At 55.6% G+C, this 12,818-nt stretch carries 12 protein-coding genes; 4 read left to right on the top strand and 8 right to left on the bottom strand.

The annotated features are described in order from the left end of the window. Positions 1-19: 19 nt before the first annotated feature. Together NR302_RS09640 and NR302_RS09635 are read right to left on the bottom strand one after the other, a co-directional pair. On the bottom strand, positions 20-859 hold the full coding sequence (locus NR302_RS09640; RefSeq protein WP_258145123.1) for a class I fructose-bisphosphate aldolase: 840 nt from the start codon (positions 857-859) through the stop codon (positions 20-22). Beyond that, the gene (locus tag NR302_RS09635) at positions 843-2,597 is read right to left on the bottom strand and encodes a glycerol-3-phosphate dehydrogenase/oxidase (RefSeq protein ID WP_258145122.1); all 1,755 of its coding nucleotides are present in this window, start codon (positions 2,595-2,597) and stop codon (positions 843-845) included. Before NR302_RS09635 ends, NR302_RS09640 begins: the two co-directional genes overlap by 17 nt. Positions 2,598-2,814: 217 nt before the next feature. On the opposite strand from NR302_RS09635, the gene NR302_RS09630 reads away from it, so the two are divergent. The 4 genes from NR302_RS09630 (at position 2,815) to NR302_RS09615 (ending at position 5,978) form a co-directional block, all read left to right on the top strand. Next, complete coding sequence (locus NR302_RS09630) at positions 2,815-3,210, top strand: VOC family protein (protein ID WP_179450816.1); 396 nt, start codon at positions 2,815-2,817, stop codon at positions 3,208-3,210. 32 nt (positions 3,211-3,242) lie between these two features. Continuing rightward, positions 3,243-3,755, top strand: a complete 513-nt coding sequence (locus NR302_RS09625; RefSeq protein WP_258145121.1) for an AAA family ATPase — start codon at positions 3,243-3,245, stop codon at positions 3,753-3,755. Between the two features lie 177 nt (positions 3,756-3,932). After that, complete coding sequence (locus NR302_RS09620) at positions 3,933-5,195, top strand: DUF1479 domain-containing protein (protein WP_258145120.1); 1,263 nt, start codon at positions 3,933-3,935, stop codon at positions 5,193-5,195. A gap of 42 nt (positions 5,196-5,237) precedes the next feature. Continuing rightward, positions 5,238-5,978: a DNA-binding transcriptional regulator YciT gene (locus tag NR302_RS09615; protein WP_258145119.1), complete on the top strand. Its 741-nt coding sequence runs from the start codon at positions 5,238-5,240 to the stop codon at positions 5,976-5,978. A gap of 13 nt (positions 5,979-5,991) precedes the next feature. Here the strand turns inward: NR302_RS09615 and NR302_RS09610 are convergent, their stop codons facing one another. From NR302_RS09610 to NR302_RS09585, 6 genes are all read right to left on the bottom strand, one after another. After that, positions 5,992-7,239, bottom strand: coding sequence for a type II toxin-antitoxin system HipA family toxin (locus NR302_RS09610; RefSeq protein WP_258145118.1), 1,248 nt, complete (start codon positions 7,237-7,239; stop codon positions 5,992-5,994). Continuing rightward, positions 7,229-7,588 (bottom strand): helix-turn-helix domain-containing protein, encoded by a 360-nt coding sequence (locus NR302_RS09605; protein WP_154193467.1) that lies wholly within the window; start codon positions 7,586-7,588, stop codon positions 7,229-7,231. Before NR302_RS09605 ends, NR302_RS09610 begins: the two co-directional genes overlap by 11 nt. A gap of 153 nt (positions 7,589-7,741) precedes the next feature. Then, positions 7,742-8,695 (bottom strand): sugar-binding transcriptional regulator, encoded by a 954-nt coding sequence (locus tag NR302_RS09600; protein WP_258145117.1) that lies wholly within the window; start codon positions 8,693-8,695, stop codon positions 7,742-7,744. A 15-nt stretch (positions 8,696-8,710) separates the two neighbouring features. Continuing rightward, the gene (locus NR302_RS09595; protein ID WP_258145116.1) at positions 8,711-9,649 is read right to left on the bottom strand and encodes a sugar phosphate isomerase/epimerase; all 939 of its coding nucleotides are present in this window, start codon (positions 9,647-9,649) and stop codon (positions 8,711-8,713) included. 10 nt (positions 9,650-9,659) lie between these two features. After that, entirely contained in the window at positions 9,660-11,186 is a 1,527-nt protein-coding gene (locus NR302_RS09590) for a glycerol-3-phosphate dehydrogenase (RefSeq protein ID WP_258145115.1), read from the bottom strand. Positions 11,187-11,196: 10 nt separating this feature from the next. After that, the gene (locus tag NR302_RS09585) at positions 11,197-12,744 is read right to left on the bottom strand and encodes an FGGY-family carbohydrate kinase (protein ID WP_258145114.1); all 1,548 of its coding nucleotides are present in this window, start codon (positions 12,742-12,744) and stop codon (positions 11,197-11,199) included. Positions 12,745-12,818: the final 74 nt, after the last annotated feature.

The raw sequence follows: 12,818 nt of genomic DNA, 5'->3' as shown, positions 1-12,818 counted from the left end.
GCGCCGGTGCAGGTAAGGCTCAACCCTGCTGATAGATTTTCAATGCGTCCGGACCGCTGGCGCCCTGATGAATAATCGCCATCAGCGCTTTCACCACGCGCGACGGATTATCGTGCTGATAAACATTGCGGCCATACACCATACCGCTGGCACCTTGCGCCATCAGAGCGGCACTTTTGGTCAGTACGCCCGCCAGTTCACCTTTGCCACCGCCGCGCACCAGCGTGGGACAGCGCGCCGCTTCCACCACACGATGAAAATCCTCCACGTTCTCAGTGGGATCAGCTTTGATAATATCGGCACCCAACTCACGCGCCAGCCGTACCAGCGGCACAATCTTCTCCACATCGCCCAGCGAGCCGTAAGCTGCGCCTTGCCCGGCGGGAGCCATCACCAGCGGTTCAATCATCAGCGGCATGGCGTAGCGATCGCAGGCCTGACGCAGGCGGCCAATGTTTTCAACACACATGCGGAAAATGCCCGGTTCATCAGGGATCAGATAGAGATTAACCACCACCGCGGCAGCGTCCATCTGCAACGCAGCAAGAATCGGCTCATCAGGATTGTGCAGTACCGCCCACATTTCCCGGTGACGCGCCGCGTTGTAGGCATTGCCCACATCGGTGCGCATCACCAGCGCCGGTTTGCGTCCCGCCACACGTTGCAGCAGATCGGCCTGACCGTAGTTGACCTGAATCGCATCCGGCTGCGCGGCGATCAGGTTATCCATCACGCCTGCAATATTCTCCAGACCGATGAGAAAATCGGGCTCGTTCGCGATGCCGTGATCGATGGCGACATCCAGACATTTGCCGTGCTGAAACAGGCGCTGCATGCGCACTTTATTGGTTACTAACATGTCGTGTTTCCTCCTGAAAAACCGTGGGGTAAAGGCCGGTAAGTCCGTGCAAACGCGCCAGATTGGCGCAGCCGCGCTGCAGCTGCTGCGCGCGTTCGCTATCGCTCCAGCCGAGCGTCGCAGCCATGATTTCGGCGATCTCCTGCACCAGCGGCGCGCTAAGTTCACCGCAAATCGCCAGCGAGGTGCGGCGTACCAGCAAATCCTCCAGCTGACAAACCTGTTCATGCTCAATCAGATACCGCAATTCGACATCGCTGTAGGCGGCGTGATGCTGCAACATTTGCTCGCCGTGCCGCTGGATCAGCGCCAGCAGCGGCAGGGCGCGGCTGCCGTAACGTTTGGCGAGCTGCATCACGCGCGGCAGCGGCACGCTATAACGCTGCGCCAGTTGCGCCAGCCACGCGGTTTGTCCTGAAGGTTTGGGGAAGTCACGTCCGCCGCCAATCGGCACATCGCCGCTCGAGACATGACGTTTTTCACCGAGCAGGCGCAGTACACGATCCGCCGCCTCTTCACCGAACTGACGGAAAGTGGTCCATTTGCCGCCGACTAAACAGAGCGTGCTCCAGGCGCGATTGGCGTCAGCTGGCAGCACCACTAACGAGTGATTACGTGAGATTTGGCCGTTAAGTTTGGCCTCGCTAGCGGGCAGCGGACGTACGCCGCAGAAGGTATACACGATGGCGGAATCCGCCACCTCGATATGCGGAAAGACGAAACGCAGTGACTCAAGGATGTAATCCTTTTCCTCCTCTTCGCACACCACTGCGTCGGGATCGTCCACGCGGATATCGGTTGAACCCACCAGCACCTTGCCGAACCACGGGAACATGATGCAGACGCGGCCTTCCTGATTCTCGAAATAGACCATTTCGCCATCCAGCATATGCAGCAGTTCAGGATGATCGAGAATCAGATGCGATCCTTTGGTGCCGCCAATCAGCTTTGGCAGATCGCGGCTGGAGGTGATGCGTTGGTTAAGCTGGTCGATCCAGGCGCCACCGGCATTCACCAGCACATGCGGTTGCAGGCTAAAGCGCTCGCCGCTCAACGCATCCTGCAAAATAACCGTTTCGCCCTCGGCGCTGACCAGCTGTAAATAATTGAGCGCCAGCGCCTCTGGACAGGCTTTTTCGGCATCATCAATCAACTCGAATCCCAGTCGTTCCGGTGCGCTGATCCAGGCATCGTAATAGCTGGCGCTGTATTTCACCCAGGGCGCGAATCCCGGCCAGCGATCGCGTGTGGCGGCCTCATTGCGCACCTGATGCTTCGGCATCGATCCGTATTGACGGGTGTAGATGTCATACAGGCTGAGCCCGGTTTTAATCAGCAACGTACCACGTCGTGTCGGTTTATCGCTCAGGCGTAGAAAACGGCGCGTGGCATTGACTAAGCCGCCAGCGAGATTATCGATTGGCACCGTGGTACGTAAGGGAAACACATAATGCGAGGCATTTTTCAGCAGCCGGTCGCGCTCGGTGACCGACTCTTTGACCAGCGTGAACTCACCGGTTTCCAGGTAACGTAAACCGCCATGAATCATGCGCGACAGCGCACCGCTGGCGGCCTGGCACCAGTCGCCTTTTTCCACCAGAATTGCCGGAATGCCCTGCAACGCCAGCTCGCGAAATGTACTGATGCCGTTGATGCCGCCGCCGACAATCAACACCGGTGTCGACGAACGCAAGCGCAGGGCGCTCAGGCGTTGTTCGCGGGTTTTGATGTTATCCATGAGATGCTCCAGATCCAGTACGCCAGGATGAGATCGTAGTCGCTGGAGAAGTGCTGAAGGATGAAAGGTGAAGGAATTGTTAATTCGATGAGTCGTAGTTGTGATTTCGTTCACTTAAATGGTGTTTAATAGACGGCGGGATTTGAAGTGTGTGAAAGGTTTAAATGCAAAAAAATACTTATCAGAGCATGGCCGTATTTTACTAAGGAGTAATAGCATGAGAACGCAAAAGCGCTGTATGGGATATGTGGCAATTGTCGTGGATGATTATGACCGCGCCATTGAATATTACACTCAGAAGCTGGGATTCCATTTAATTGAAGATACACCTCAACCCGGTAAGCGATGGGTTGTCGTGAACCCTAATCCGCAAAGTGATTGCAATCTATTACTCGCTCAGGCTTCCAATGATCGACAGAAAGAATCTATCGGAAATCAATGCGGTGGCCGCGTATTTCTGTTTTTACAAACCGATGACTTCTGGCGTGACTATAACCAGATGAAAGCTAATGGCGTTACTTTCAGTGAAGAGCCGCGCGAAGAAGAATACGGCACAGTGGTCGTGTTCGAAGATATATACGGTAACCGCTGGGATCTTTATCAGAATAAATAATCATAACGACCGGTGTGACAAGGAATTAATGAATGCTCATCACTTTTAGCGGATTACCCGGCACCGGCAAAAGCACCATTGCGCGGTTATTAGCGCAGCAGATCGGCGCGGTGTATTTACGCGTCGATACCATCGAACAGGCGCTGCGATCGGGTGAAGAGAGCGAGAAAGCCATCGGGCCGGAAGGGTATTTCGTCATCTACGGATTGGCGCGCGATAATCTGCTGCTCGGTTCCACCGTCATCACCGACTCGGTTAACGACCTGCAACTGATCCGCAATGCTTATCGCGATATCGCCTTATTAAGCGACTCGCCGCTGCTGGAAGTCGAAGTGATCTGTTCCGATCGTAACAAACATCGCTTTCGTGTCGAAAATCGCGCGTCCGATATTAAAGGTTTGAAGCTGCCGGATTGGCAGGCAGTTGAACAGCGCGAATATCAAGCCTGGGAACGTGATCATTTGCAGCTTGATAGCGCAATGCTGTCGGCGCAGCAGTGCGTGGATGCCATTCTGCAAGCGCTACCTAAAACGTCAAAATCCTGATCTTTGAGTGGTGGCGTTCAACTCGCCGCCACTTTCATCTGAAAGCTATTTTCAACCTTAATGTGATCAACCTCCGGATTCGGCGCTTGTGGCATTGTTTATTGCTGCGCATTTGTTATGAATGAAGTGTAATTTAGTTTCGAATGAAACTTACAAGTTAACGAATCGGAGCATGTCATGAATAATACTTTCACTTCATTGCAACAACCTGATGATTTCAAAAAAAACGTTCGTCTGATGAAAAGCGTGCTGAGAGAGCAGATCGGTGATGTCGAAGGTCTGTTTGAACAAGTCAGAAGCAAAATCGTCAGCGAAATTGCCGCCGCTCGTGCGGAAGAGGCGCAAAACGGCAGCGCGTGGCCGCAGGTCAGCCAGCAGGATATTGCGGCGGGACGTATTAGCGATGAAGTGAAGGATCATATCCGTCGACGCGGCTGTGTGGTGGTGAAGCAGACTTTCCCGCGCGAACAGGCGCTGGCCTGGGATGAGTCGATGCTCAAGTACCTCGATGACAACGATTTTGACAATGTCTATAAAGGGCCGGGCGATAACTTCTTCGGCAATCTGGATGCGTCACGCCCGGAAATCTATCCGATTTACTGGAGCGATGCGCAGATGTCAGCGCGCCAAAGCGATGCCATGGCCCAGACGCAATCTTTCCTCAATCGCTTGTGGACCTTTGAGTCACGCGGCACACGTTGGTTTGAACCTGATGTCAGCATCATTTATCCCGATCGTATTCGCCGCCGCTTGCCTGGCACTACCTCCAAAGGCCTTGGTGCGCACACCGATTCGGGCGCGCTGGAGCGTTGGTTATTGCCGGCGTATCAGCAGGTGTTCAGCAAAATTTTCACTAACCAGTTTGATCAATATGATCCCTGGGATGCGGCGCATCGCACTGAAGTGGATGAGTATCAATCGGGCACTACCACCAAGTGTTCGGTATTCCGTACCTTTCAGGGTTGGACTGCGTTGTCGGATATGCAGATTGGTCAGGGCTTGCTGCATGTGGTGCCGGTGCCGGAAGCGATGGCCTATTTGTTGCTACGTCCGTTGTTGAAAGATGTGCCGGAAGATGAGCTGTGCGGCGTCGCGCCGGGTAAAGTGTTGCCGGTATCAGCGCAGTGGCATCCGGAACTGATTGACGGCTTATGTTCGATTCCCGCGCTGCAGGCTGGCGATTCGGTATGGTGGCACTGTGATGTGATCCATTCAGTAGCGCCCGTAGACGATCAGCAAGGCTGGGGCAATGTGATGTACATTCCCGCCGCGCCGCTGTGCGAGAAAAATGCCGCCTACGCGACCAAAGTGGCGCAAGCGCTGGCCACAGGTGCATCGCCAGGCGATTTCCCGCAGGAGGATTACGAAACGCAGTGGCGCGATCGCTTCACCCTTGATGCGCTCAATGTCAACGGTCGCCGCAGTCTGGGATTGGGCTAAATTTCTGGTAAGCTTGGCAAAAATTTCACAGCAGCGGGTGTTATGAACGCACGTCATCAGCGGATTATCCAATTGGTTAGCGAGCGCGGCAGCGTCAGCGTTAATGAGCTGGCGCACACCACCGGTGTCTCGGAAGTAACCGTTCGTCAGGATCTCAATCTCCTCGAGAAAGGCGGCTTTCTGCGCCGCGTGCACGGTTCCGCCGTGGCGCCAGAAAGTGATGACGTGGGCGCGCGTATGCAAACCCGCTTCGCGGTGAAAAAGCGATTGGCCGAATACGCAGCGTCGCTGGTGAACAGCGGTGAAACGGTGTTTATCGAAGGCGGCAGCACCAACGCCTTACTGGCGCGTGAACTGAGTGAACGCAACGACATCACCATCATTACCGTGAGCCATTACATCGCCGGATTGCTGCGCGAAAAGGGCGGCGATGTGATCATCCTCGGCGGCCTGTTTCAGAAAAGCAGTGAATCGGTGGTGGGGCCGCTGACGCGTTTGTGTATTCAGCACCTCAATTTCCACAAGGCGTTTATCGGCATTGATGGCTGGGATGCGGTCACCGGCTTTACCGGCCGCGATATGCTGCGCTGTGACGTGGTCAACGCCATCATGGAAAAACCCACGCACACCATCGCGTTGACGGATTCCTCTAAGTTTGGCCAGATTCATCCTTTTGCGCTGGCACCGCTTCAGCCGTTTAAACAGCTGATCACCGATGCCGAACTGGAGGCAAGCTATCTAAAAACGCTGCGCGAGAAGGGCGTGGAAGTGAGTGTGGTTTAACTTAAGCGATCAGTTATTCAAGTGAAAAAGGATTGATGAATTGCCTGTTCCACAGACTTTCCCGATCCACCTGGCTCAGTTCGGCTTCATCACAAACATGATGCCAATAGGTTTCGATAGCCGTTTTTAACATCATGAAATGCGCATGAGCGTCAGCGCGACTCAAAGCAAAGTGATGAGCGGCATCCAGACAACTGCTCATGCGACTCAAATTATTGTTGCCGCTAATCAGCATCGCCTGCGAGGCTTCGTGGCCAGCGGGGCCCTGCGGGCAAATATCATAAGCAGGCGTAAGACTGAAGCTGTTACCGTCCCAGAAGGCAGCATGATTGCGAGCGTGGTCATCGGTATTGCCGCAGAGAATATTGAAGCAAAGCCGTTTATACAGTTCCAGCAAAGTCTCTTTGGGCGAGGCAAAGCGCTGACGAATAATTTCAGCGAGTGTTTCGTAACTGGCATAGCGCGCCAGCATATCGTCGAGTTCAAACAAGGTCAGCGCCGAAAGCATCACTTTTCGTGTCCATCCATCGGCTTTTTGTTCGCGGTCGAAACGCTCAATCATGATCACATCGCGCCCGGCTGCTTTGACTAACTTGACCGGAGCGACATGCAAACCTGCCAACTGCGCCAATCGCATCGCCAGGAATTCGCCTTTCACCACATTCCAGATATCCGTACTGGCAGAAAACTTAGCAATGTATTTTTTTCCCTCGGCCTCGATCAGCGCTTTGGGCCGCGCGCCACCGATCGACGTCCCATGAAAAAGCGCCTGATCCAATTCAGGTGTTAACGGCACGCCTTTTTCGACCCGATCAGCAGACTCCATTAATTCAGGAAGGGTGACATTCGCAGCCGATCGCGGAACGTACTCCGTTGCCGAGTGCTGGAAATCAAGCGCACCAATACGATCTGAACCGGACTCGATGAGATATGTCAGCTCATCGAGTATTCCGGTATCGACATTAGCGCCTTTACGTCCCATTCGACGGTTGATAATGACACGGCGTCCCCAGGCATCAGGCGCGCTATCACGAATACAGCCCGCAATCGTTAACCCATTCAGCGGCGAAATAACGCCAGTCTTCAGAGGAAGTTCATTGGGATTGAGCGGAATGCAGTTTTCTCGCTGCAGATAACTACGACCATAGTTGAAAAACAGCGTATCGCCTTCAGCCTCTAGCCTGCCCGCCACCACTGGCGATGTTTCACCTGGTAGCCATATCCATACGTAAGCGTCTCTTAAACGCGCTTCAGAAGTCATCCTTCACCTTCCTGCTGCTCTTTTTTTTGCTGGTGTGTTTAGGTAACAGCTTTAGCTTTTCCTCAACACGGTTTCGATGGCTGACCAATGAGGGCAAACTCACCTCTGTATCAAACAGGGGAATGCCCAGGATGGCCGCAATCTCGAAATAACTGCCAATCTGACATTTCACATCGCCTTGCTCAATACGATGCAAAGTCCCGCGCGAAATGCCGGCTCTTTCAGCCAACTCGGATACCGGAATTTGCTTCTCGATCCGTTCAGCACGAATCAAGGAAGCTAATAGGGCAATCGCTTCCTGCGCGTAGCGTGAGGTGGGTGAAGTGAAAGAGGTTATGATCTGTTCCATACATGGTACCAATAAGTGTTATATGTACTATATATGGAACATCATAACCTGATGCGAATGGTTTTATCAATGTCGCAAAGTGCCAGTGATGTTCTCTGTATAGTACCAATAAACATTATTGGTGCTATACAGAGAACATCTAACCATTCTGCTTTAACCCACCAACGCCTGCGCCGTCACTTCATCCGTAATCAAACCGGTCACCAGACCGCTGGCCAGCACGGCGCGAATCGCAGCAACTTTACTAGCGCCGCCTGCCAGGGCGACAATCTCTGCGCGATGCGAAAGATCGAGATCCACCGACAAGGTGCGTGCCGTCAGGTTGGTGTGAATCATCTGCCCGTTGGCATCGAAGAAGTGGCCCAGCAGTTCGCCGACCGCTCCGGATGAGGAGATATCATTGATCTCTGCTTCATCAATCATACCGGCTTCAACCAGCTGAGCGGCGGGTTCCACGGTGCCAATGCCCACCAGTTTGACTTCACTCTGCGCCGCCATGGCAAACACCTCGCTCACACCGCGCTGCGCCAGCAACACTTCACGATCTTCCTGAGTATTCGCAAAGAAAGGCACAGGCATCATGTAAGCCTGCGCACCGGTTTTCTCGGCGATACGATGCATGACGTCGTGGGGATTGAGCGCGTAGTTGCGGGTTAAACAGCCGAGCAGCGAGACAAAGCGCATATGTGGCGCATCAATACGCGGCAATTGGTGGATGGCGGCGGAAAGGGTGCGGCCGTGTCCCAGACCTAGCGTGGTAGAAGGCGACGCGGTGAGCAGGTTACGCAGGTAATCCGCGCCCGCCATACCCAGCGCACGCACCGGCAAGCCTTCTTCACCGAGATCGGGCGCGACATGACAGAAGTTAAGCGCGAATTTCGCCCGCAGCCGATCTTCTAACGCGACGCAGGCGACAATATCGCCATCAATCGACACCTTCACCGCGCCTTCCGCCACCATGCGCGCAATCATGCGGTGCGTTTTCACCGACGGCAGCCCAAGTCGTTTCGCCACTTCCGCCTGCGTTAAACCGCCGACGTAGTGCAGCCAGGCGGCGCGCAGCGCCAGAGATTCGTCGCGTTCAGTCGAGGTTGGTGCCGGTTTCATTATTTATACGTCCTGTTAATTAGACAAATGCAGATCCTGCACGCCGGTATCAATATGTCCGGCCCAGAAGGCGACGCTTTCGGCGATCTCGGCCACCACATTGCTGTCGGTTGGCTCGCGCTCTTTGAAGCTCAGTTCAAGGCAGATCTCATTATCCTGCGCGCCGCCGCGCGCCAGCGCATCCAGCAGCGGCTGGGGCTGAATGCGGCCGCTGGCATTGTACTGCAATGTAAAAGGTCTGTGTCCGCCTTTATCCAGCATGCTCTGTTTAATATGGATAATCGGAGAATAACGCGGCACCGCTTCCGCCCACGCATAGGGATCGTAATCGCGCGGATCGGCGGAGGTAACATCACCGTGATCGATATCCGCCATCATCCACATCGGCAGCGCCATCGAGGCTTCGCTCAAACGCTGCTGCAGTGCTAAACAGGCAGGAATGGTTTCACCAAACTCGCGGCCGACGCTCATCGGCTCCCAAAACAGGTATTTCAGTCCGGCGGCTTTGGCGTGTTCGGCAACGTCGGCCCAGCAATCAATGGCGATATCGATCAGTGCTTCGCGGCGCGCAACATCGTTGAAATCCTGTTGAGTAAAGATGGCGAACTGCGATCCCACCGAGTCGCCGCCCAGTTCGGCAGTGATATCAGCGAAGGTTTTGAACCAGTCGACGTAATAGCGGCGCACTTCAACATCAGGATGGCCAAAGTGGTTGAGTCGACCATACGGCCCGGTCATGCCGGAGGTGACGCGCACGCCGGTGGCGCGCAGCGCCTGCTGCATCAAACGCGTCATGCGCGTGATGGTCGCAGCGGGCCAGCCGGGATTGATGAATTCATGGGTGAGCTGCACATCACGGATGCGGATCTGCTGCGCCACGGTGTTAATCAAATCCTGCGGATCGGCAAAGCGATTCACCAGCGGATTGGTATTCAGTGACAGCGTTAACGGCATGTTTCACCTCTTATCCGGCATGCGCACGCAGCGGCGCGGGAGCAACAAAGGTGGCGTTGAACCACTGGGTAAAAGCCTGTTGCTGCGCGTCATCGAGGTGCAATTTATGCTTGGTGCGACGCCACAACACATCTTCAGCCTGCTGCGCCCACTCGTTTTCCACCAGATAACGCACTTCGGCTTCATACAGTTGCCCACCAAAATGACGGCCAAGATCGCCCAGCGCATTGGCATGACCGATCAACTTATCGATACGCGTGCCATACAGCCGCGCATAGTGTTTACGCAGCGGCTGCGGTAGCCACGGCCAGCGTGCTTTTACCTGCTCTAAGAAACTGTCGAAATCGGCGTGTGGCATATCGCCGCCCGGTAAGGTGGCTCCTCGCGTCCAGTCCGCTCCCATGTTGGGGAAGAACGGTGCCAGCTTCTGAATGGCGTGTTCAGCCAGCTTGCGGAAGGTGGTGATCTTGCCGCCAAACACATGCAGCAGCGGGGCGTTTTGCTGATCGTCGAGGTCAAACACGTAATCACGCGTCACCGCCGATGGATTGCCCTTGCCATCATCAAACAGCGGACGCACGCCGGAGAAGCGCGTGATCACATCGCTGGCGCGCAGTTTCACCTTGAAGTAGCGATTTACCACGTCGATCAGATATTGCTGTTCGCTGTCGTCGGCGGTGACCGCTTCCGCTTTACCTTGCCACGGAATATCGGTGGTGCCGATCAGCGCTTTATCGCCTTCATACGGATTAATAAAAATCACCCGCTTGTCGGTGTTCTGCACCAGATAAGCCTGCTGACCTTCCCAGAATTTCGGCACGATGATGTGCGAGCCTTTGACCAGCCGCACGTTGCGACTGCTTTTGGTGTGCGTCACCTGATTAACGATATCCAGCACCCACGGCCCGGCAGCGTTAACCAGCACTTTGGCAAACACGGTGCGCGAGGTGCCGCTGGCATCCTGCAGGGTGATTTCCCATTTGCTGTTATGACGTGTTGCCGCCACGCAGCGGGTGCGCGGCAGAATGGTGGCGCCACGCTCGGCGGCATCCAGCGCATTCAGCGTCACCAGCCGCGCATCATCCACCCAGCAATCGGAGTACTCGAATCCTTTGCTGTAGTTATCCAGCAGTGGCGCACCTTCAGGATCGCGCGATAAATCCAGCGAACGCGTGCCCGGCAGCTTTTGACGGCCGCCAAGATGGTCATAAAGAAACAGGCCCAAACGCACCAGCCACGCCGGGCGATCGGTTGGGCTGTGCGGCAACACAAAGCGCATCGGCCAGATGATATGCGGCGCGGCGTTGAGCAGCACTTCGCGCTCGATCAGAGCCTCACGCACCAGACGAAACTCGTAATACTCCAGATAACGTAACCCGCCGTGCACCAGCTTGCCGGAGCGCGATGAGGTGCCCTGCGCGAGGTCATCTTTCTCACACATCATCACCGACAAGCCGCGACCGGCGGCGTCACGCGCGATACCCGCACCGTTGATACCGCCGCCAATCACAAACAGATCCAGCATGTGTTCACTCATGATTTACTCCTTAAAACTGTTTTAGCGCGTGCCAGGCGGCAGGAAGATCGTTACGCATCTGCTGATAGGTGGGGAACAGCTGGTTGTAGCGCTGCATCAGTTCACTAGCTGGCGCTTCGGGCGCATCCAGCAGCGGCATCACCCAGGTTTTGACGCAACTCTCCATCGACGGATAGGCGCCAATCGCCACCGCCGCCATCATCGCGGCACCGGCCGCTCCGGCTTCGTCGCGCTGGCTGATGCGCACCGGCGCACCAATGCAGGCCGACAAAATCTGGCGTAACGGCTGCGAACGCACCGCGCCGCCGGTTAAACGAATTTCGCCCGGCAAACTGCCCATCGCCTGATAGCAATCGCGCGCGGCAAAACCGATGCCTTCGATCACCGCCCGCACCAGATCGCCAAAATTGTGGGTGTAACTCAGGCCGGTAAAGCTGGCGCGCGCCTCGGCATTGACGAACGGCCCGCGTTCACCGGCAATCGAGATATAAGGGTGATAGAGCAGGCTGCCGGGCTTGGCCGCGTTGAGCCAGCGATCGATATGTCCCACCAAGCGGGCATGATCGATTTCACAACCAAAGCTGTTGAGCAGATCGCTGGCCAGATTCAGTAGCCAGTCGAGGTTGAGTGTTGATGCCATATTGGTTTGCACCTGGGTGACATAGCCCGGCCACGGCAGCGGAATCACGTAGCCGGTTTGCGCCGGATTAAGCCACACCTCATCGATGGTGACGCTGCGCAGATGCACGCCGGTCGATCCGACAATCGAGCATGCGGTATTGGCTTCCCCGGTATGCACGCCAGCGCCAAGCGCGGTCATCGCCATATCGACATAGCCGAGGCAGATTGGCGTGCCGGCCCGTAAACCGGTGGCCTGCGCGGCTTCAGCGGTTAATGGATGCGTGGTTTCCGTGCCTTCGATAATTTCCGGTAGCAGATGGCGACGCTGTTCCAGCCCCAGCGCGGCAATCACCTGATCGTCATAACGCTGGTGGCGGAAGTTGCCAAAGGTGAAGCTGGCCTCGGAAGGATCTGTAGCACGAATGCCGGTGAGATTGAGGTAGAGCCAATCCTTGCAGTGCAGCGCCACTTCGCTGTTGGCTAACAGCTCGGGAAAGAAGTGATCCATGTGCGCCAGCTGCGATCCCTGCTGGCAGGTGTTGAGTCCGGTGCCGGTGGCGCTAAAGCGTGCGGCGGCTAACGGATGTTGATTGAGTTGTTCAACCGTCGGTGCCGCGCGCGCATCTAACCAAATCCACGCATCGCCGACCGGTTGATTATTGGCACCCACCAGCCAGCTGCCGTCGCCTTGTGCGGTGACGGCCACTGCAACAACCCGCGCGGCGAGATTGTCGACGCGCTCGTCCAGTTTACGTATCGCGGTGACCGCATCCTGCCAGGTTTGGCTCATTGACTGCTGCGCTGCACCGCCTTCGCTGCGGTAATAACTGTTACGCACCGATGCGCATGCCAGTTGCGTGCCTTCCAGATCAAACGCCACCGCTTTAACCACCGAGGTGCCGGAATCCAGACCCAGAATGATATCGCCACTATCCACGTACACCTCCGAAAGAAGAAGAGTTCTGTTCATCGCCGTGATCACCGGAAAGGTGTTAATGGGCTGTGATGAAT

Source organism: Pantoea sp. SOD02 (genome assembly GCF_024707505.1).
GTDB classification, from domain to species: domain Bacteria; phylum Pseudomonadota; class Gammaproteobacteria; order Enterobacterales; family Enterobacteriaceae; genus Pantoea; species Pantoea symbiotica.
The sequence above is the reverse complement of the archived record's forward strand: the minus strand, read 5'-3'. Positions and strand labels throughout refer to the sequence as shown.

What these genes read in the sequence shown, in the direction of transcription:
- NR302_RS09605 (WP_154193467.1), bottom strand. Translation starts at nt 7,588, where the DNA reads ATGGAACAGATCATAACCTCTTTCACTTCACCCACCTCACGCTACGCG.
- NR302_RS09595 (WP_258145116.1), bottom strand. Translation starts at nt 9,649, where the DNA reads ATGCCGTTAACGCTGTCACTGAATACCAATCCGCTGGTGAATCGCTTT.
- NR302_RS09640 (WP_258145123.1), bottom strand. Translation starts at nt 859, where the DNA reads ATGTTAGTAACCAATAAAGTGCGCATGCAGCGCCTGTTTCAGCACGGC.
- NR302_RS09615 (WP_258145119.1), top strand. Translation starts at nt 5,238, where the DNA reads ATGAACGCACGTCATCAGCGGATTATCCAATTGGTTAGCGAGCGCGGC.
- NR302_RS09635 (WP_258145122.1), bottom strand. Translation starts at nt 2,597, where the DNA reads ATGGATAACATCAAAACCCGCGAACAACGCCTGAGCGCCCTGCGCTTG.
- NR302_RS09625 (WP_258145121.1), top strand. Translation starts at nt 3,243, where the DNA reads ATGCTCATCACTTTTAGCGGATTACCCGGCACCGGCAAAAGCACCATT.
- NR302_RS09620 (WP_258145120.1), top strand. Translation starts at nt 3,933, where the DNA reads ATGAATAATACTTTCACTTCATTGCAACAACCTGATGATTTCAAAAAA.
- NR302_RS09590 (WP_258145115.1), bottom strand. Translation starts at nt 11,186, where the DNA reads ATGAGTGAACACATGCTGGATCTGTTTGTGATTGGCGGCGGTATCAAC.
- NR302_RS09600 (WP_258145117.1), bottom strand. Translation starts at nt 8,695, where the DNA reads ATGAAACCGGCACCAACCTCGACTGAACGCGACGAATCTCTGGCGCTG.
- NR302_RS09610 (WP_258145118.1), bottom strand. Translation starts at nt 7,239, where the DNA reads ATGACTTCTGAAGCGCGTTTAAGAGACGCTTACGTATGGATATGGCTA.
- NR302_RS09630 (WP_179450816.1), top strand. Translation starts at nt 2,815, where the DNA reads ATGAGAACGCAAAAGCGCTGTATGGGATATGTGGCAATTGTCGTGGAT.